The organism is Nocardioides luteus (assembly GCF_000960475.2).
Classification (GTDB): Bacteria; Actinomycetota; Actinomycetes; order Propionibacteriales; family Nocardioidaceae; genus Nocardioides; species Nocardioides luteus_A.
In genome coordinates, this window is record NZ_JZDQ02000054.1 from 1 (window position 1) to 18,227 (window position 18,227).

Genomic DNA, 18,227 nt, shown 5'->3' on the forward strand with positions numbered 1-18,227 from the left:
TCGGCCGACGTAAGTGACGTCTCGGCGGGGTGGGTCAGACCGGGACCAGCTCCACAGCGCCGACGGCGTAGCGGGCCAGGATGGTGCGGGCCACCTCGGGGTGGGCGCCCATCGGGTCGCTGACCGCGACGGCGCCGGCCTCGAGGGCGAGCTCCTTGGCGCGGTCGGGCAGCTGCCCGGGAGCCAGGAAGAGCATGCCGACGGCGATGTGGCGGCGGCCCTCGGCGCGGAAGGCACGCACGGCCTCGCCGGTGGCCGGCGGAGCGGCCGAGGCGTACGCAGCCACGACCGGCAGCTTGTGGTGGGAACCCCAGATCCGGGCCAGCCGGGCCACGGACTGGTTGGCCAGCGAGTCCGAGGAGCCGGCGGCGGCCAGGACCAGCGCGTCGAGCTCGCGCACCCGGGCGGCCTTCAGCGACGCCCGCAGGCGCTCGTCGAGCACCTGCAGGAAGACGCTCTCCAGGCCGAGGATCGCGCTGGTGTGGATGCGCAGGCCGGAGTGGCGGGCGGTGGCCTCGGCGATGACGGAGGGGACGTCGACGCGGGCGTGGAACGCCTCGGTCAGCAGGAGCGGCACGACGACGATCTCGTCGTGGCCGGCCTTGACGAGCTTGTCGATGACGGCCTGGAAACGCGGCCGGGAGTGGTCGAGGAAGGCGGCTTCGATGCGGAGGTCGGGGCGCAGGGCGCGCACCTCGGCCACGAGGGCGTTGATGGTCGCGGCGGACTGCGGATCGCGGCTGCCGTGAGCCAGGGCTACCAGAGCGGGAGCTGCCATTGTCTTCATCCTTCGGGTGTTGCAGGGAAAGTCGGAAAGTCTGTGTCTGTTCGCGCCCTTCGGGCGGCGCTGCCGGTCAGGCGTGGATGCCGCACTCGGTCTTGCCGGTGCCGGCCCATCGCCCGCTGCGCGGGTCCTCGCCGGGGGCGACCCGGCGGGTGCACGGCGCGCAGCCGATCGAGGGATACCCGTCGTAGACGAGCGGGTTCACGAGCACTCCGTTGTCCTCGATATATCGCTCGACCTGCTCGTCGGACCATCGCGCCATCGGCGAGACCTTGACCTTCTGACGTTTGGCGTCCCAGCCGATGACCGGGGCGATGACCCGGTTCTTCGTCTCCGCGCGGCGCAGGCCGGTGGCCCAGGCGTCATAGGAGGCGAGCGAGTCGGCCAGGGGCTTGACCTTGCGCAGCGCGCAGCACAGGTCGGGGTCGGTCCGGTAGAGGTCCTTGCCGTACTCCGCGTCCTGCTCCGCCACGCTCTGCACGGGCGTGATCGTGAGGAGGTTGACCGGCATCGTCGCCGCGACCGCGTCGCGGGTGCCGATCGTCTCGATGAAGTGGTAGCCGGTGTCGAGGAAGACCACGTCGATCCCGGGTACGACCTTGGAGGCCAGATGCGCGAGGACCGCGTCACCCATCGAGGACGTGATCGCGAACCGCTCGCCGAAGGTGGCGGCGGCCCACTCGATGATCGTCTCGGCCGGGGCGAGCTCGAGCTCGGCTCCCCAGTGGGAGACGATCTCGCGCAGCTCCTCGGGCGTACGTCCCTCGGTGTCGACCGCGCGGTTGGCCCGGGCGGCTGCTGTGCTGACGCTCATGCCGCCACCTCCGTAACGGAATGCGAAGAATACGGAGCCGGCGGCCTGAGGCCCGTTGTCGCTCGCTTACGCTCGCTCATGCGTGCGCCTCCTTCGTGACGTTCCGAGAGATTTCCGGTCGAGTGATCTGGCCCAGTGACTTCAGCTGGAAGGCCCGCAGGCAGGCGCGGCACTCCCAGGACCCGTGCGTCGCCTCGTGCGGCCACAGGTCGGTCTCCCCGCAGAACGGGCAGTGGAACGGGGTCCCGGCGCGCTCGCTCATGCGGGCACCTCGCTCAGGGTCTTCTCGCCGCGCAGCAGCACCTCGTCGGCCCGCGCGGTCCAGGCCGAGAACGTCTCGCCCTCGGTGCGGTCGGCCAGGTAGTTGACCACCAGCGCGGAGACGTAGTCGTCGAGCCCGGCCGAGGTGACCTTGTGGGCCCGCAGCTTGCGCCCGAAGTTGGCGGTCAGACCGGTCGCGCCACCCAGGTGCACCTGGAAGCCCTCGACCTGGTTGCCGTCCTCGTCGAGGACCAGCTGGCCCTTGAGCCCGATGTCGGCGACCTGGGTCCGCGCGCAGGCGTTGGGGCAGCCGTTGACGTTGACCGTGATCGAGGCGTCGAGCTCGGGGAAGCGCGACTCGAGCGAGGCGATCAGGTCGCGGGCGCGGTCCTTGGTGTCCACGATCGCGAGCTTGCAGAACTCGATGCCGGTGCAGGCCATGGTGTTCTGGCGCCAGTTGGAGGGCCGGGCCGAGAAGCCGATGGCGTCCAGCTCGGCGACCAGGTCCTCGACGACCTCCGGCGAGACACCGATGAGCACGATCTTCTGGTACGGCGTGAGCCGAGCACCCTCGACGCCGAACTTCTCCAGGACGCCGGCGAGCTCGACCAGGTGGGTGCCGGAGATGCGGCCGGCGATCGGGGCCACCCCGACGTACTTCTTGCCGTCCTTCTGGTCGTGGATGCCGATGTGGTCGCGGTGACCCAGCGGCGACTCGGGTGAGGGGTTGGAGACGAGCTCGCGGTCGAGGTACTCGTTCTCGAGCACCTCGCGGAACTTCTCCTTGCCCCAGTCGGCGACCAGGAACTTCAGCCGCGCCCGCGAGCGCAGCCGGCGGTAGCCGTAGTCGCGGAAGATGCCCGCGACGCCCGCCCAGACATCCGGGACCTCCTCGAGCGGCACCCACACACCGAGCTTCTCGGCCAGGCGCGGGTTGGTGGAGAGACCCCCGCCGACCCAGACGTCGAAGCCGGGACCGTGCTCGGGGTGGACGGTGCCGACGAAGGCGATGTCGTTGATCTCCGGAGCCACGTCGTGGGAGGGGTGGCCGGTCAGCGCGGTCTTGAACTTGCGCGGGAAGTTCGAGAAGGCCGGGTCGCCCAGGTAGCGCGCCTCGATCTCGCGCAGCGCCGAGGTGCCGTCGATGATCTCGTCGGCGGCGACGCCGGCGACCGGCGAGCCGAGGAACGGGCGGGGCGAGTCGCCGCAGGCCTCGGTCGAGTGCAGCCCGACCTCCTCCAGGCGCGACCAGATCTCCGGGACGTTCTCGATCTCGATCCAGTGGTACTGGATGTTCTCGCGGTCGGTGATGTCGGCGGTGTCCCGGGCGAAGTCGACGCCGATCTGACCCAGCGTGCGCACCGCGGCAGGGGAGAGGAGCTTGCCGTCGGAGCGGACCCGCATCATGAAGTAGCGGTCGTCGAGCTCCTCTTCCTCGAGGATGGCGGTCTTGCCGCCGTCGATCCCGGGCTTGCGCTGGGTGTAGAGACCGAACCACCGGAAGCGGCCGCGCATGTCGGCCGGGTCGATCGAGTCGAACCCGCGCTTGGAGTAGGTGTAGAGGATCCGGTCGCGAACGTTGAGCGGGTCGTCGTTCTTCTTCGACTCCTCGTTCTTGTTCAGCGGCTCGGTGTAGCCGAGGGCCCACTGACCCTCGCCCTTCTTGGGTCGGGGGATCTCGGTCCGGGTGGCGCGCTTGGCCTGAAACCGGTTGTCGCTCATGTCAGAGAAACCTTTGCGTCGGTCGTGGACGCACGGCGGAGCAGGGACGTGCTCGCGGCGGGCGCCCGGGATGTCTGTCGGGCGGCGGGCCAGCGGCTCGACGCGGTGGGATGCGGAGCGCTGGGCGTCAGTGGCGCCAACAGATCGAGCTGCGGATGCGGCAATAGTCCACGTGGCGTCGAACCACGAGGTGCGCATGTGTTGCAGCAGTGACCATGTCAAGGAGTCTCAGGTAGCGGACGGCCCTCACGCAATCTGGAATCCCGATATATGAGACATTGGTCCGTTATGTGGGACGTTCCCGCTCGTCCAGGCGGGCGATGTGGCCGAGGTCACCATCTGGTCACGTTCTCTCAACCGGGCTGAGCGGTCGGTCATTCCCGCGGGCGGTGATAGAGGACGTACGCAACGCACCGGACGACCACGATGCTGCTCTCGTCCGGGCGGCTGACTACGCTGTGCCTCATGAGCGATCTGTCCGCCTTGACGAGTTCTGCCTACAACCAAGCCCTCGAGGTCATCGCCTCCGTGGAGCCCCGCATCGCCGAGGCGACCAAGCAGGAGCTCGCCGACCAGCGAGCCAGCCTCAAGCTGATCGCGAGCGAGAACTACGCGAGCCCCGCCACGCTGATGACGATGGGCACCTGGTTCTCCGACAAGTACGCCGAGGGCACCGTCGGCCACCGCTTCTACGCCGGCTGCCAGAACGTCGACACCGTCGAGTCGATCGCCGCCGAGCACGCCCGCGAGCTCTTCGGCGCGGAGTACGCCTACGTGCAGCCCCACTCCGGCATCGACGCCAACCTGACGGCCTACTGGGCCATCCTCGCCCACCGGGTCGAGGGCCCGTGGCTGGAGAAGATGGCCGTCAAGAACATGAACGAGCTCTCCGAGGCCGACTGGGAGACCCTGCGCGCCGAGCTCGGCAACCAGCGTCTGCTCGGCATGAGCCTGGACGCCGGCGGCCACCTCACCCACGGCTTCCGCCCGAACATCTCGGGCAAGATGTTCCACCAGAACCAGTACGGCACCGACCCGGAGACCGGGCTGCTCGACTACGACGCGCTGCGTGCCAAGGCCAAGGAGTTCCAGCCGCTGATCATCGTGGCCGGCTACTCCGCCTACCCGCGCCGGGTGAACTTCGCCAAGATGCGCGAGATCGCCGACGAGGTCGGTGCCACCCTGATGGTCGACATGGCCCACTTCGCCGGTCTCGTCGCCGGCAAGGTCTTCCAGGGCGAGGAGAACCCGGTTCCCTACGCCCACGTCGTGACCAGCACCTCCCACAAGTCGCTGCGCGGCCCGCGCGGTGGCTTCATCCTGGCCACCGAGGAGTACGCCCCGAGCGTCGACCGCGGCTGCCCAATGGTGCTCGGCGGCCCGCTGAGCCACGTCATGGCCGCGAAGGCCGTCGCCTTCGCCGAGGCGAGGCAGGAGAGCTTCCAGACCTACGCCCAGGAGGTCGCCGACAACGCCAAGTCGCTCGCCGAGGGCTTCCTCAAGCGCGGCGCCAGGCTCGTCACCGGCGGCACCGACAACCACCTGGTCCTCCTCGACGTGACCAGCTTCGGCCTCACCGGCCGCCAGGCCGAGTCGGCGCTGCTCGACTCCGGCGTGGTCACCAACCGCAACTCGATCCCGGCCGACCCCAACGGCGCCTGGTACACCTCGGGCATCCGCCTCGGCACCCCGGCGCTGACCACCCGCGGCTTCGGTGCCGACGAGTTCGACCGGGTCGCCGAGCTGATCGTCGACGTGCTCTCGAAGACGACCCCCGGCACCACGAAGGCCGGCGGTCCGTCCAAGGCCTCCTACGCCATCGAGGACGGCGTCGCCGACAACACCAAGGCCGCCGCGGCGGAGCTGCTCGCGAAGTTCCCGCTGTACCCCGGTCTCGACCTCGCCTGAGCTCGTGCCTGTTCCGAAGCGACCCAGCTCGATCCCCGGCGTCGGGGCCCCTCAGAAGGTGGTCCCGACGGCGGAGGTCCGTGTCGTCGTCGAGGACGAGTGGCCGGCGCTGAAGCAGGTGCGTCTCGCGGCTCTCCAGGACACGCCCCGTGCGTTCTGGGCCTCCTACGACGAGGTGGTGACCTGGCCCGACGAGCGGTGGCGCCTGTGGGCGGCGTCCGGCGCGGCCTACATCGCCTGGCTCGGTGAGAAGCCCTCCGGGCTCGCCGCCGGGATCATCCTCGAGGGCGAGCACCACCTGATCAACATGTGGCTCGCCCCCGAGGCACGTGGTCACGGTCTCGCCGAGGGTCTCATCCAGGCCGTCGCCGGCTGGGCGCGTCGCGATGGCGCCTCGGTGCTGACCCTGTGGGTCGTCGACGGCAACGAGTCCGGGCGCCGCCTCTACCAGCGCCTCGGCTTCGAGCTCACCGGCGAGACCCAGCCCTTCCCCGAGGGTGACCCGCGCACCGAGTCGAAGATGGCCCTGCGCCTCACCTGATCGCCTCCGACGGCGGGCTCCGGCCGGACACCTAGACTCGGCTCCGTGACGGACGAGGTCGAGGTCAGCGCCCTGGCGATCAACGTGGCCATCCCCGATGAGCTGCAGTGGACCGACAGCAGGCGGGAGGTGACCTTCCGGCTCACCACGCTCAACGTGCGCCTGCTGCCCGACGGCCGGCTCGCGGCCAAGGCCTACGGTCGCCCGGTCGATGGTGGCCGCGGCGCCTACACCTCCTTCGCCGTTGCCGACCGGCCGGAGCTCACCGCGCTGATCAGCGATGCGGCGAAGGTCGCCGCGCAGCGCTGGCAGGCGGCGTACGCTCCGGAGCATGACGCCCGCTGAGGTCGACGCCTACGTCGCGACCCTGGAGGGCTGCCGTCGCAAGCCGCGAGGCTGGTACGTGCACCACACCCGTCTCGTCGCCCGGCTGACCGATCCGACGACGCTCCTGGTCCGCGTTCCGATCGATCAGCGTGACGCGCTGATCGATCGCTGGCCGGACGCCTTCGGCATCCCGCCTCGGCTGGAGGCGCACCACAAGATCGAGGCCTACCTCGACCGCGCGGCCCCCGAAGCCGTCCGTGAGGCGATCCGGCTCGCCTGGGAGTTCCAGCGCTACTCCGGCTTGCGCCAGAGCGACACGTGACTGGTCGACTCGCTGGTGAACTCGGAACGGTCCCAGCCGGCGTACCGCGCCTCCGGCGTCATCCCGGCCAGCCGCGCCATCAGGTCGAGCTCGGAGGGCCACACGAACCGGAAGTTGTGCGGCGCGTAGCGGAACCGGCCGTCGGGCTCCCGGGTGTAGTGGTGTGAGATCGCCTGCTGGGTGACCAGGTCGTAGGTGTCGAACCCGAGGTGCGCGGGGGAGACGTCGAACGGGATCGCCGGGCTGCCCGGCGGGAGCCGCCGCAGCCCGGGCACGCCCACCTCCACCAGGAAGCGTCCGCCCGGCGCCAGGTGGCGAGCGGCATTGGCGAAGCAGGCGACCTGCTCCTCCTGCGTACGCAGGTTCCCGATCGTGTTGTAGACCAGATAGACCAACGAGTACGTCCCCACCCCCGGCGCCTCGGCGGAGGCCATGTCGCCGACCACGACCGGGATCTCCTCCGCGCTGACCTTGCGCCGCAGCACGTCGACCATCGGCCGGGAGAGCTCGATGCCGGTGACCGGCACCCCCAGCTCCCACAGCGGTACGCCGATCCGGCCCGTCCCGATGGCGAGCTCGAGCGCCGGGCCACCGCCGGCGACCTCGGCGAGGAAGCGGGCCACCGGCCCCGTCACCTCGGGCGAGTTCACCCAGTCGTCCGGGTCGTCGTAGCGCTCGGCCGTCTCCCGGGTCCACAGATCGCTGCTCGTCATGGACATCGACTCTGCCCGGCGTCGGACGGCGCGCGCGAACCATTTAACGACGGCGTAGCGCGCCGATCGACGGTCGCGGGCGTGGGACGCTGGCCGGGACTCGAGGGAGGCGGGATAGTGACCTACATCACTCCCTCCACTTCTCGAGGAGCCCGAAGATGGCCGAGACAGCCGCCAGCCCCGCACCACCACCGAAGAAGGACCGGACCCACTACCTCTACCTCGCGGTGATCGCCGCGGTGCTGCTCGGCATCCTCGTCGGGCTGGTCGCCCCGAGCTTCGCGGTCGAGCTGAAGCCTATCGGGACGGCTTTCGTGAACCTGATCAAGATGATGATCCAGCCGATCATCTTCTGCACCCTGGTCATCGGCGTCGGCTCGGTCGCCAACGCGGCCAAGGTCGGCAAGGTCGGTGGCCTGGCGCTGGTCTACTTCATCGTGATGTCGACCGTCGCACTGGCGATCGGCGTGATCGTCGGCAACATCATCGACCCCGGCACGGGACTCCACCTCGACTCGGCCGCCTCCTCGGCGGGTCAGGACGCCGCCGCCGAGGGGCACGCGAGCACGACGGACTTCCTGCTCAGCATCATCCCGACCTCGCTCTTCTCCGCGCTGACCTCCGGCGTGGTGCTGCAGACGCTGCTGGTGGCGCTCCTCGTCGGCTTCGCGCTGCAGCGGATGGGGGAGTCGGGCAAGCCGATCCTCAACGCCATCGTCTGGCTGCAGAAGCTGGTCTTCCGGGTGCTGGCGATGATCATGTGGGCCGCTCCGGTCGGTGCCTTCGGTGCCATCGCCGCTGTCGTGGGGGAGACGGGCGTGGACGCGCTGAAGAGCCTCGCGGTGATCATGATCGCCTTCTACATCACCTGCGCCCTGTTCGTCTTCGTCGTGCTCGGGGTGATCCTGAAGCTGGCCACGGGCGTCAACCTGTTCAAGCTGCTGCGCTATCTGGCACGCGAGTTCCTGCTGATCCTGTCCACGTCCTCGAGCGAATCGGCGCTGCCGCGACTGATCGCCAAGATGGAGCACGCCGGCGTGGACCAGGCGACGGTCGGTGTGGTCGTCCCGACCGGCTACTCGTTCAACCTCGACGGGACCGCGATCTACCTGACCATGGCCTCGATCTTCATCGCGGACGCGATGGGTGACCCGCTGAGCATCGGCGAGCAGATCAGCCTGCTGCTGTTCATGATGATCGCCTCCAAGGGCGCCGCCGGCGTCACCGGCGCCGGTCTCGCCACGCTGGCCGGTGGGCTCCAGTCGCACCGTCCTGAGATGGTCGACGGGGTGGGTCTGATCGTCGGGATCGACCGGTTCATGTCCGAGGCCCGGGCGCTGACCAACTTCGCCGGCAACTCGGTCGCCACGGTGCTGGTCGGCCACTGGACCAACACGATCGACCGGGATCAGCTCGACCGCGTCCTGGCTGGTCAGGACCCGTTCGACGAGACCCGCATGGTCGACGACCACGCCGCCCCGCCGCCTCCGGCGGAGGGCGAGAAGGCACCGGTCTAGACCCAGGAGTAGCCGACCTCGGGCCGGCCGCCGCTGGGACCGTAACGGACCCCGCGCGCGGCCTGGCCCTTGTCGGCGAGATGCTCGAGATAGCGGCGCGCGGTCACCCGCGACGCACCGACGGCGGCGGCGACCTCGCTCGCGGACAGGTCGCCCTCGGCCTCGCGCAGCACGGCCGTGACGGCCCGCAGGGTCTCCGCGCTCATCCCCTTCGGCAGGGGAACGCTGCCGCTGGGTCGGAGTGATCCGAGGAGCTGGTCGACCTCGTCCTGGACGACCTCGTCGGGGGCCGCGTCGAGCCGGGACCGGTAGTCGGCGTACTGCTCGAGCTTGGCGCGGAACGTCGCGAACGTGAACGGCTTGAGCAGGTAGAGCACCACGCCCTGGACGACGGCCTGCCGCACCACCTTCGTGTCCCGCGCCGCGGTCACCGCGATCACGTCGCACAGGTGCCCGGCGGAGCGCAGCCTGCTGAGCAGCCCGAGCCCGTGGCCGTCGGGCAGGTTCATGTCGAGCAGGATCAGGTCGACCGGGGAGCCGGCGTCGCGGGCGGTGTCGAGCGCGCGAACCGCCTCCCGGGCCGACCGCGCGATCCCGGCGAGCTCGAAGCCCGAGATCCGCCCGACGTACGCCGCATGGGCCTCGGCGGCCAGCGCCTCGTCCTCCACGACCAGGACCCGCACACTCATGCCCCGACCTCCGTGGCGAGAGTGACCGTGAACTCGGCACCGCCGAGGTGCGAGCGGCCGACGACGACCTCGCCGCCATGGCGGCGCGCGACCTGGCCGACGAGCGCGAGGCCCAGGCCGCGGCCCGTGCCGGGCTCGGCCTTCGTCGTCCAGCCGCGGTCGAGGACCCGGGCCGAGGCGACCTCGTCCAGTCCTGGGCCGCTGTCACCCACACGGATCGCAAGCGTGTCGGAGTCACCGGTGAGGTGGACCTCGACCTGTCGCGACTCCGAGCCGGAGACGGCGTCGAAGGCGTTGTCGACGAGATTGCCCAGCACCGTCACCAGGTCGCGAGGCGGGATGCCCGTTCCGGGCGGCAGCTCGCCGACGATACGGAGCTCGACGCCCTGCTCGGCCGCCTCGGCCGACTTGCCGAGCAGGAGCGCGGCCACGACGGGGTCCTCGACCGCGCCGACGACCTGGTCGGTGAGGAGCTGGGCGACCTGCAGCTCCTCGGTCGCGAACTCCACCGCCTCCGCGGAGCGGCCCATCTCGATGAGCGACACCACCGTGTGCAGCCGGTTGGCCGCCTCGTGGTTCTGCGACCGGAGCGACTCGGTGAGGCGGCGCACGACCTCGAGCTCTCCGGTCACCGACCGCAGCTCGGTGTGGTCGCGCAGGGTCACCACGGCCCCGACCTCGCGACCGTCCCACAGCGCCGGTGCCGAGGAGACCACGAGGATCCGCTCGCCCGCGAGGTAGAGGTCGTCGGACTCGGCGGTGCGGCCACGGGCGGCGGCGACCAGCCCGGGCGCCAGGCCGAGGTCCTCGATCCGGGTGCCGATCACGTCGCCGGGTAGCGCCAGCAGCCGGAGCGCCTCGTCGTTGACCAGCTGCACGCGGCCCTCGCCGTCGAGCAGCAGCAGGCCCTCGCGGACCGAGTGGAGGACCGCGGAGTAGTACTCGTACATCCGGGCCAGCTCGCGCTCGCCCAGGCCATGGGTGAGCCGGTGCAGCCGCCGGCTGAGCAGCCAGGCGCCGGTCAGGCCGGCGGTCAGCACGAACGCACCGCAGATCAGCACGATCGTGACGTCGCGCTTGAGCCCGCGGTTGATGTCGCTGACCGTGATCCCGACGGACACCAGCGCGACGACCTCGTCCCCGTCCTCGACCGGCACCACGGAGCGGACCGACGGGCCGAGCGTGCCGGTGTACTGCTGGGTGAAGACCTCGCCCTCGGGCGCACCGCCGAGGTCACCGACGAACTTTCCGCCGATCTGGCTCGGGTCGGTGTGGGTGAAACGCGTGCGGTCCAGACCCATCACCACGACGAAGTCGGTGTCGGTGTCGCGCCGGACCTCCTCGGTCCACGGCTGAAGGGTGGCCGTCGGCTCGTCGCCGCGCAGCGCCGCACGGACGCTGGGGGAGTCGGCGACGGTCTGGGCGACGGCCACCGCACGCTGGGTGGCCCGGCTGTAGGAGTCGCGGCGGGCGTCGTAGGACGCCATCAGGATGCCTGTGACGACGAGCAGCAGCACCGTGCCGAACTGCAGGAGGAGCACCTGCTGTGCCACCGTGCGATCGCGAAGAGCGCGGGGGCGGTGCAGGCGGAGGTGTGGCACGCCCTCATTCTGGCTCACCCTGTCGACGCGCCTGTGATGGCGGCCACGAACACAACGAACACAACAGTGACGGTCGTCACGTTCTGGCGGAGAGTTGCCCGGGTTGCCTCGGAGGGCACCGGACACAGCAGACCAGGAGGAACGATGAGTACGACCGTCAGCGAGACAAGGCCGAAGAAGGACCGGACACACTATCTCTACATCGCGGTGATCGCCGCGGTGCTGCTCGGCATCCTGGTCGGCCTGGCCGCCCCGAGCTTCGCGGTGGAGCTGAAGCCGATCGGGACGGCTTTCGTGAACCTGATCAAGATGATGATCCAGCCGATCATCTTCTGCACCCTGGTCATCGGTGTCGGCTCGGTCGCCAACGCGGCCAAGGTCGGCAAGGTCGGCGGTCTGGCGCTGCTCTACTTCATCGTGATGTCCACGGTCGCTCTCGCGATCGGTGTGATCGTCGGCAACATCATCGACCCCGGCACCGGCCTCCAGCTCAGCGCCGACTCGTCCCAGGCCGGGCAGGACGCCGCCGCGGACGGTCACGCGAGCACGACCGACTTCCTGCTCAGCATCATCCCGACCTCGCTCTTCTCCGCGCTGACCTCCGGCGTGGTGCTGCAGACCCTGCTCGTCGCCCTGCTGGTCGGCTTCGCGCTGCAGCGGATGGGGGAGTCGGGCAAGCCGATCCTCAACGCCATCACCTGGATCCAGAAGCTCATCTTCCGCGTGCTCGCGATGATCATGTGGGCCGCTCCGGTCGGCGCCTTCGGTGCAATCGCCGGTGTGGTGGGGGAGACCGGTGTCGACGCCCTGAAGAGCCTTGCGGTGATCATGATCGCCTTCTACATCACCTGCGCGATCTTCGTCTTCGTCATCCTGGGGACGCTCCTCAAGCTGGCCACCGGGGTCAACCTGTTCAAGCTGCTCAAGTACCTCGGCCGCGAGTTCCTGCTCATCCTCTCCACCAGCTCCTCGGAGTCCGCCCTCCCGCGCCTGATCGCGAAGATGGAGCACGCCGGTGTCGAGAAGGCGACCGTCGGTGTGGTCGTGCCCACGGGCTACTCGTTCAACCTGGACGGCACGGCGATCTACCTGACCATGGCCTCGATCTTCATCGCCGACGCGATGGGTGACCCGCTGAGCATCGCCGAGCAGATCGGTCTGCTGCTCTTCATGATGGTCGCGTCCAAGGGTGCTGCCGGCGTGACCGGCGCCGGCCTGGCGACCCTGGCCGGTGGGCTCCAGTCGCACCGCCCGGAGATGGTCGACGGGGTGGGTCTGATCGTCGGGATCGACCGGTTCATGTCCGAGGCCCGGGCGCTGACGAACTTCGCCGGCAACTCGGTCGCGACCGTCCTGGTCGGCCACTGGACCAAGACCATCGACCACCGCCAGCTCGACCGCGTCCTGGCTGGTCAGGACCCGTTCGACGAGACCACCATGGTCGATGACCACGCCACCACGCCGACCGTCGCCGAGGGCGAGAAGGCGCTCGTCTAGACCCGACGACGCAGGCCGTACGCAGCGCACCGAGGTGCTGCGTACGGCCTCTTGTCATCGGTTGCGGTAGAGGATCCGCGCCAGCTGGAAGGGCGCGACGCGCCACGACCCGATCGGCTCGTCGTCGAGTCCGATCCGGCCCAGCGCGGCGACGATCCACGAGAACGCGAAGCAGCCGACACCGGCGACCGCCCAGATCCCGACCATGCGCCAGGAGACGTCGCCGCCGAAGGTACGGAAGATGCCGACGACGGCGGCGACGAGGGCGATCGCTCCGATCAGCCAGAAGAGGATCGAGCAGATGGCAGCGGCCAACCGGCCGGCCACGGCCAGCGGGTCGCGAGGAGGTTGCGGATAGTTCATTTGGGCGCTGATTCTGGCCTACCTCGGCCGCCGGAGCCACTCCGCGCTGGCGGGTCTCCAAGGCGCCTGAGTGTCTGACAGGTATGGTCCTGCGCGTTCTCGGGTGAATGTTCGACAATTTGTCCGGGACATCGATGGACCGTAGCGACTAGTGTTACGGAGATCACATAACGAGGCGCTGCCTCGTGGACCCGACGCGGCCTGCGTGGCACGACTCCGTGGATCAAACGACGATGGAGGGTGCAATTCCAATGCACGTGCGCAAGTGGCAAATCGGAGCAGTGGCCGCAGGTCTGCTCGCCGTGACCGGCTGTGGTGTTCCCGGCGGCGGTGGCAGCAACGATGCCGGCGAAACCAAAGACGGAGACGGCAGCATCCAGATCCTCGGCGCGATCCCCGAGGGCGAGGCAGTGGGGCTCAACGCGGCCCTGAAGACCTTCACCGACGAGACGGGGATCAAGGTGACCTACACCCCGTCCACCGACTTCACGACCGAGATCCGCACCAAGGTCAAGGGCGGCGACGCCCCCGACATCGCGCTCTTCCCGCAGCCCGGTCTGGTCGGTGACCTGACCGCGTCGGGCGACACGCTCCCGCTCGACGACCTCATCGACGTCGACAAGCTGAACGACGCGATGATCCCGGGCCTGATGGACTCGGTGACGATCGACGACAAGACCTACGGCGTCCCGATCCGGGTCTCGATGAAGTCGCTGGTCTGGACCCCGAAGAACTTCGAGCAGTCCGGCTACAAGACCCCCACCACCTGGGACGAGCTGATGTCCCTCCAGGACCAGATCATCGCGAAGGGCCAGACCCCGTGGTGCCTCGGCGCCGAGGCCGGTGCCGACACCGGCTGGGTGTTCACCGACTGGGTCGAGGAGATCGTCCTGCGCCAGGAGGGCCCTGAGTTCTACGACAAGTGGACCTCCCACGAGATCCCCTTCAACGACCCGAAGATCGTCCAGGCGATCGAGACCATGGGCGACATCATCAACAAGCCGAAGAACGTACGCGGCGGGGCCGACGGCACCCTGAGCGAGCCGTTCGGCGACTCGCCGCTGCCGCTGTTCAGCAACCCGCCGGGCTGTGAGATGCACCGCCAGGCCAACTTCATCACCACGTTCTTCCCGAAGGACGTCCAGAAGGACCTGGCCGCCAACGTCGACGTCTTCGCGCTCCCGGGCGACATGAAGGACGGCTACGAGGGCACTCCGGTGCTCGGCGCCGGTGACATGGCGACCGCCTTCACCAACGACACCGACGTGGTGAAGCTGATGAAGTTCTTCGCCGAGCCCGACTTCGGTGCCGAGTGGGCCAAGTCCGGCGGCTGGCTCTCGCCGAGCGTCGAGTTCGACAACTCCAACTACTCCGACCCGATGACCGGGGAGATCGCGAAGCTCCTGCAGGACGCCGACACCTTCCGCTTCGACGGTTCGGACCTGATGCCCGCCGCCGTGGGTGCCGGCACCTTCTGGAGCGAGATGAACGCCTACGTCGGAGGTGAGAAGAGCGCTCAGGACGCTGCCGACGCGATCGAGGAGAGCTGGCGAGGATGAGCGATGACCCGTTCCTGAAGATCGTCAACGGCCTCGTCGCGATCGTCCTCGGGGTCGGTGGCACCGCCGCGCTCTACTGGGTGCTCAACTTCCTGGTGGGGCTCCTGCCCGGCAAGTGGGACAGGCGGATCAAGCCGTACGTCTTCGTCGGCCCGGCCGTCCTCGTGGTCACGGTCTTCCTGATCTACCCGGCCCTGATGACGGTGATCTTCAGCTTCGCCGACGCCAACAGCATCAACTGGGTGGGCTTCCAGAACTACGTGGACCTGTTCCAGGACAAGGAGTTCCTCGGCACGCTGTTCAACAACCTGCTCTGGATCCTCATCGTCCCGGCGGGCAGCGTCATCGTCGGCCTGCTCGTGGCGGTGCTGGCCGACCGGCTCAAGGCGCTGCCGGAGCGGATCGCGAAGTCGGTCATCTTCATGCCGATGGCGATCAGCTTCGTCGGGGCGAGCACGATCTGGGGTTTCGTCTACGCGACCCGGTTCGCGCAAGGGGACAAGCAGATCGGGCTCCTCTCGGCGATCTCGACGAGTCTGGGCTTCGAGCCGGTCGCCTGGCTCCGCATCCAGACCGGCAGCCTCAACGACCTGCTCCTGATCGTCATCATGGTCTGGCTGCAGGCCGGGTTCGCGATGGTGCTGCTCTCCTCGGCGATCAAGGGCGTCCCCGACGACACCGTCGAGGCCGCCCGCATCGACGGGGCCAGCGAGATCCAGATCTTCTTCCAGGTGGTCGTGCCGCAGATCTGGCCGACGGTGATCGTGGTCTTCGTGACCATCCTCATCCTGGTCCTGAAGGTCTTCGACATCGTCTACGTGATGACCGGTGGCCGGTCCGGCACCTCGGTGCTGGCCAACACCTTCTTCGTCGAGCTCTTCGAGTTCGGTGACGCCGGTCGCGCGGCCGCGGTCGTCGTGGTCCTGATGATCGCGGTGATCCCGGTGATGATCTACCAGATGCGCCAGTTCAAGAAGCAGGAGGCACGCTGATGAGGCAGCTCACCCTGGGCGGCGTCGCGGTCCGCGTGGCGATCACCCTGCTGTGCGTCCTCTGGTTCATCCCGACCCTCGGGCTGCTGGTCTCGTCGTTCCGCGACGAGGCCGACGTCAAGACGTCGGGCTGGTGGACGGTCATCACCGACCCGTTCTCCCAGTGGACCTTCGACAGCTACCGGCAGGTCCTCGAGAGTGGGATGGCCAACGCCTTCGTCAACTCGATCGTGGTCTCCGTGCCCGCGACGCTGCTGCCGATCATGATCGCTGCGTTCGCCGCGTACGCGTTCACCTTCATGCGGTTCTGGGGACGCAACGTGCTGTTCATGCTGATCGTGGGGCTGTTGGTGGTCCCGCTCCAGGTGGCGTTCGTCCCGCTGCTCAACCTGTTCACCGACTACGACCTCAACGGCACCTTCCTCGCGGTGTGGCTGGCCCACACCGGGTTCGGGATGCCGCTGGCGGTCTACATCCTGCGCAACTACATGTCGAGCCTGCCGCACGAGATCATCGAGTCGGCCGAGATCGACGGGGCATCGCACTTCCAGACCTTCTGGAGGCTGATCGTGCCGATGTCGGTGCCCGCACTGGCCGCGTTCGCGATCTTTCAGTTCCTCTGGGTCTGGAACGACCTGCTCGTCGCGCTCATCTTCCTGGGCGCCGGCGACAACGAGGTCGTCACGATCACGCTGCGCGACCTGATCGGCGACAAGGGTCAGGAGTGGCACCTGCTCACCGCGGGTGCGTTCATCACCATGACGGTTCCGCTGCTGGTGTTCTTCTCGCTGCAGCGCTACTTCGTGCGTGGGCTCACGGCCGGGTCCGTCAAGGGCTGAGATCCGGCTCGGGTTCCGCCAGTACGCGGCGGGCATCACGCCTTCGGGCATGGTGCCCGCCGCGTCGTATGAGGGTCGGCGGAGCCTGGGCTATAAGGTCGGGACGTGACCGAGACAAGCGCGTACGCCCCGAGGTGGGCCGGGGTCGAGCAGGTCGCTCTCCCCGAGACGGTGCGGTCGCCCTGGTGGCAGCTCGGCCGCCGGTTGCTGGCCGCCCTGGCGATCCTGGTCGGCACGGTGCTCCTGGTCTATCTCGACCGCGACGCCTACGCCGACAACAACGATCCCACGGGCCAGATCAGCCTGATGGACGCGCTCTACTACACGACGGTCACGCTGAGCACGACCGGCTACGGCGACATCGCGCCGGTCGCCGACCATGCCCGGATGATCAACGCGTTCATCATCACGCCGGCTCGCATCGCGTTCCTGGTGCTCCTGATCGGCACCACCCTCGAGGTCCTGACCAAGCAGGGCCGTGATCTCATCCGAGTCGCTCGCTGGAGGAAGAAGATGTCCCAGCACATCGTCGTCGTCGGCTACGGCACCAAGGGGCGGAGCGCCGTGGAGACGCTGCTCAGCAACGGTGCCGACCCCGAGGAGTTCGTCGTCGTCGACCCGGACCCGGTGGCGCGCTCCGACGCCCACTCCGACGGGATCGCGGTGGTCACCGGCGACGCGACCCGCCGCGAGGTGCTGATGCGGGCGGGCGTCAAGGACGCCGAGCAGGTCATCATCACCACCAACCGTGACGACTCCAACGTGCTCACGATCCTGACGGTGCGCCAGATCAACCCCGAGGCGTGGATCGTCGCCGCGGCCCGCGAGCGCGAGAACGCGCCGCTGATGAAGCAGTCCGGAGCCGACTCGGTGATCACCTCTGCCGACGCGGTCGGGCGGCTGATGGGCCTGTCCACCATCTCGCCGACCCTGGGCTCGGTGATGGAGGACCTGCTCAATTCCGGCATCGGCCTCGAGGTCGCCGAGCGCGACCTCCTGGTCAACGAGGTCGGCAAGCAGCCGCAGCAGCTGGCCGACCAGGTGATCGCAGTCGTACGTGACGAGAAGGTGTTCCGCTACTTCGACCCCGTCGTCGGCACCCTGTCGCGAGGGGACCGGCTGGTCGTCGTGCGGGCGGCGAAGGAGCTGCCCTGGGCGCCACGCCCGGGCACGCACGGCGAGGACACCGCCGAGGCGTAGGACCCGCCAGAAGACCCGCCAGAAGACCGGCTAAAACAGAAGTCAGCCGCTGGCGTCTCGGGTCACCAGCGGCTGACATGGAAAACATTAGCCGACGATCTGGCGTGCATCAAAGAGTCGCTCTGCAGATTTATGAAGATGGCCCGGATGGGCTATGCCCCATAGTTAGCAGGCAGAGCGTCCGAGCGGTGGCGCGTGGCGGTTTCGACGGTGGATGTCGTGCCTGGGATGATGGAGGCATGACCGAGGCGCCCCACAGCCCCGGGTCTGCCGATGAGCAGCCGGGCCTGTCCGAGAACGAGAAGCGACTGCTCGACTTCGAGCGCTCCTGGTGGTCGGCCGGCACCGGCCGCGACGAGGCGGTCCGGGAGCAGCTCGGGATGAGCGCTGCCGACTACCACCGTGCCGTCAACGACCTGATCGACAAGCCCGAGGCGCTCGCCTACGACGGCGTGCTGGTCCGCCGGCTGCGGCGACAGCGCGACGCGCGGCGTACGCAGCGCTCGAAGAACCCGCGCTCCTAGCTCTCTCGGGCAGGGCCGAGTAGCCCGGTCTGATCATTTGCAATCTTCTGCATT

The 18,227-nt window shown here is 68.8% G+C and carries 19 protein-coding genes; 11 read left to right on the forward strand and 8 right to left on the reverse strand.

Annotation, left to right across the window (positions count from 1 at the left end):
• Positions 1-34: 34 nt before the first annotated feature.
• The 4 genes from UG56_RS26000 to UG56_RS26015 form a co-directional block, all read right to left on the reverse strand.
• Positions 35-778, reverse strand: a complete 744-nt coding sequence (locus tag UG56_RS26000) for a sirohydrochlorin chelatase (RefSeq protein WP_045551325.1) — start codon at positions 776-778, stop codon at positions 35-37.
• A 76-nt stretch (positions 779-854) separates the two neighbouring features.
• The gene (locus UG56_RS26005) at positions 855-1,598 is read right to left on the reverse strand and encodes a phosphoadenylyl-sulfate reductase (protein ID WP_008357240.1); all 744 of its coding nucleotides are present in this window, start codon (positions 1,596-1,598) and stop codon (positions 855-857) included.
• 76 nt (positions 1,599-1,674) lie between these two features.
• Entirely contained in the window at positions 1,675-1,860 is a 186-nt protein-coding gene (locus tag UG56_RS26010) for a hypothetical protein (RefSeq protein WP_045551324.1), read from the reverse strand.
• Positions 1,857-3,581, reverse strand: a complete 1,725-nt coding sequence (locus UG56_RS26015; RefSeq protein WP_045551323.1) for a nitrite/sulfite reductase — start codon at positions 3,579-3,581, stop codon at positions 1,857-1,859. Before UG56_RS26015 ends, UG56_RS26010 begins: the two co-directional genes overlap by 4 nt.
• Positions 3,582-4,046: 465 nt before the next feature.
• Between UG56_RS26015 and UG56_RS26020 the strand changes: the two genes are divergently transcribed.
• Genes UG56_RS26020 through UG56_RS26035 form a run of 4 tightly spaced genes read left to right on the forward strand, consistent with a single transcriptional unit; the run spans position 4,047 to position 6,679 of the window.
• Positions 4,047-5,489, forward strand: a complete 1,443-nt coding sequence (locus tag UG56_RS26020) for a glycine hydroxymethyltransferase (protein WP_143055206.1) — start codon at positions 4,047-4,049, stop codon at positions 5,487-5,489.
• A gap of 4 nt (positions 5,490-5,493) precedes the next feature.
• Complete coding sequence (locus tag UG56_RS26025; protein WP_084101632.1) at positions 5,494-6,030, forward strand: GNAT family N-acetyltransferase; 537 nt, start codon at positions 5,494-5,496, stop codon at positions 6,028-6,030.
• 45 nt (positions 6,031-6,075) lie between these two features.
• Positions 6,076-6,375 carry a hypothetical protein gene (locus UG56_RS26030; RefSeq protein WP_045551320.1) on the forward strand — a complete coding sequence of 100 codons (300 nt, stop codon included), beginning with the start codon at positions 6,076-6,078 and terminating at the stop codon, positions 6,373-6,375.
• The gene (locus UG56_RS26035; protein WP_045551319.1) at positions 6,362-6,679 is read left to right on the forward strand and encodes a hypothetical protein; all 318 of its coding nucleotides are present in this window, start codon (positions 6,362-6,364) and stop codon (positions 6,677-6,679) included. The genes UG56_RS26030 and UG56_RS26035 overlap by 14 nt, the downstream gene beginning before the upstream one ends.
• Here the strand turns inward: UG56_RS26035 and UG56_RS26040 are convergent.
• Entirely contained in the window at positions 6,649-7,392 is a 744-nt protein-coding gene (locus UG56_RS26040) for a class I SAM-dependent DNA methyltransferase (RefSeq protein WP_045551326.1), read from the reverse strand. The two genes, UG56_RS26035 and UG56_RS26040, sit on opposite strands and share 31 nt — an antisense overlap.
• Before the next feature lie 158 nt (positions 7,393-7,550).
• Between UG56_RS26040 and UG56_RS26045 the strand changes: the two genes are divergently transcribed.
• Positions 7,551-8,909: a cation:dicarboxylate symporter family transporter gene (locus tag UG56_RS26045; protein WP_045551318.1), complete on the forward strand. Its 1,359-nt coding sequence runs from the start codon at positions 7,551-7,553 to the stop codon at positions 8,907-8,909.
• On the opposite strand, the gene UG56_RS26050 is transcribed toward UG56_RS26045, so the two are convergent.
• Both UG56_RS26050 and UG56_RS26055 read right to left on the reverse strand, forming a co-directional pair.
• Entirely contained in the window at positions 8,906-9,598 is a 693-nt protein-coding gene (locus UG56_RS26050) for a response regulator (RefSeq protein ID WP_071327344.1), read from the reverse strand. The genes UG56_RS26045 and UG56_RS26050 overlap by 4 nt on opposite strands.
• Positions 9,595-11,199 (reverse strand): sensor histidine kinase, encoded by a 1,605-nt coding sequence (locus UG56_RS26055; RefSeq protein ID WP_071327345.1) that lies wholly within the window; start codon positions 11,197-11,199, stop codon positions 9,595-9,597. The genes UG56_RS26050 and UG56_RS26055 overlap by 4 nt, the downstream gene beginning before the upstream one ends.
• Before the next feature lie 144 nt (positions 11,200-11,343).
• Here UG56_RS26055 and UG56_RS26060 point away from each other — a divergent pair, with 144 nt between their 5' ends.
• Positions 11,344-12,696, forward strand: a complete 1,353-nt coding sequence (locus UG56_RS26060) for a cation:dicarboxylate symporter family transporter (protein WP_045550861.1) — start codon at positions 11,344-11,346, stop codon at positions 12,694-12,696.
• A 54-nt stretch (positions 12,697-12,750) separates the two neighbouring features.
• Here the strand turns inward: UG56_RS26060 and UG56_RS26065 are convergent, their stop codons facing one another.
• Entirely contained in the window at positions 12,751-13,059 is a 309-nt protein-coding gene (locus tag UG56_RS26065) for a hypothetical protein (RefSeq protein ID WP_143055207.1), read from the reverse strand.
• A 257-nt stretch (positions 13,060-13,316) separates the two neighbouring features.
• Here UG56_RS26065 and UG56_RS26070 point away from each other — a divergent pair, with 257 nt between their 5' ends.
• From UG56_RS26070 to UG56_RS26090, 5 genes are all read left to right on the forward strand, one after another.
• Positions 13,317-14,618, forward strand: a complete 1,302-nt coding sequence (locus tag UG56_RS26070; protein WP_177191557.1) for an ABC transporter substrate-binding protein — start codon at positions 13,317-13,319, stop codon at positions 14,616-14,618.
• A complete protein-coding gene (locus UG56_RS26075; protein WP_045550858.1) occupies positions 14,615-15,610 on the forward strand; it encodes a carbohydrate ABC transporter permease in 996 nt (331 codons plus the stop codon). The genes UG56_RS26070 and UG56_RS26075 overlap by 4 nt, the downstream gene beginning before the upstream one ends.
• Positions 15,610-16,449: a carbohydrate ABC transporter permease gene (locus tag UG56_RS26080; RefSeq protein WP_045550857.1), complete on the forward strand. Its 840-nt coding sequence runs from the start codon at positions 15,610-15,612 to the stop codon at positions 16,447-16,449. Before UG56_RS26075 ends, UG56_RS26080 begins: the two co-directional genes overlap by 1 nt.
• Positions 16,450-16,554: 105 nt before the next feature.
• Positions 16,555-17,649: a potassium channel family protein gene (locus tag UG56_RS26085; protein ID WP_045550856.1), complete on the forward strand. Its 1,095-nt coding sequence runs from the start codon at positions 16,555-16,557 to the stop codon at positions 17,647-17,649.
• A gap of 239 nt (positions 17,650-17,888) precedes the next feature.
• On the forward strand, positions 17,889-18,173 hold the full coding sequence (locus UG56_RS26090) for a DUF3263 domain-containing protein (RefSeq protein ID WP_045550855.1): 285 nt from the start codon (positions 17,889-17,891) through the stop codon (positions 18,171-18,173).
• Positions 18,174-18,227: the final 54 nt, after the last annotated feature.

What these genes read in the sequence shown, in the direction of transcription:
- UG56_RS26000 (WP_045551325.1), bottom strand. Translation starts at nt 778, where the DNA reads ATGGCAGCTCCCGCTCTGGTAGCCCTGGCTCACGGCAGCCGCGATCCG.
- UG56_RS26005 (WP_008357240.1), bottom strand. Translation starts at nt 1,598, where the DNA reads ATGAGCGTCAGCACAGCAGCCGCCCGGGCCAACCGCGCGGTCGACACC.
- UG56_RS26010 (WP_045551324.1), bottom strand. Translation starts at nt 1,860, where the DNA reads ATGAGCGAGCGCGCCGGGACCCCGTTCCACTGCCCGTTCTGCGGGGAG.
- UG56_RS26015 (WP_045551323.1), bottom strand. Translation starts at nt 3,581, where the DNA reads ATGAGCGACAACCGGTTTCAGGCCAAGCGCGCCACCCGGACCGAGATC.
- UG56_RS26020 (WP_143055206.1), top strand. Translation starts at nt 4,047, where the DNA reads ATGAGCGATCTGTCCGCCTTGACGAGTTCTGCCTACAACCAAGCCCTC.
- UG56_RS26035 (WP_045551319.1), top strand. Translation starts at nt 6,362, where the DNA reads ATGACGCCCGCTGAGGTCGACGCCTACGTCGCGACCCTGGAGGGCTGC.
- UG56_RS26040 (WP_045551326.1), bottom strand. Translation starts at nt 7,392, where the DNA reads ATGACGAGCAGCGATCTGTGGACCCGGGAGACGGCCGAGCGCTACGAC.
- UG56_RS26045 (WP_045551318.1), top strand. Translation starts at nt 7,551, where the DNA reads ATGGCCGAGACAGCCGCCAGCCCCGCACCACCACCGAAGAAGGACCGG.
- UG56_RS26050 (WP_071327344.1), bottom strand. Translation starts at nt 9,598, where the DNA reads ATGAGTGTGCGGGTCCTGGTCGTGGAGGACGAGGCGCTGGCCGCCGAG.
- UG56_RS26060 (WP_045550861.1), top strand. Translation starts at nt 11,344, where the DNA reads ATGAGTACGACCGTCAGCGAGACAAGGCCGAAGAAGGACCGGACACAC.
- UG56_RS26065 (WP_143055207.1), bottom strand. Translation starts at nt 13,059, where the DNA reads ATGAACTATCCGCAACCTCCTCGCGACCCGCTGGCCGTGGCCGGCCGG.
- UG56_RS26075 (WP_045550858.1), top strand. Translation starts at nt 14,615, where the DNA reads ATGAGCGATGACCCGTTCCTGAAGATCGTCAACGGCCTCGTCGCGATC.
- UG56_RS26080 (WP_045550857.1), top strand. Translation starts at nt 15,610, where the DNA reads ATGAGGCAGCTCACCCTGGGCGGCGTCGCGGTCCGCGTGGCGATCACC.
- UG56_RS26090 (WP_045550855.1), top strand. Translation starts at nt 17,889, where the DNA reads ATGACCGAGGCGCCCCACAGCCCCGGGTCTGCCGATGAGCAGCCGGGC.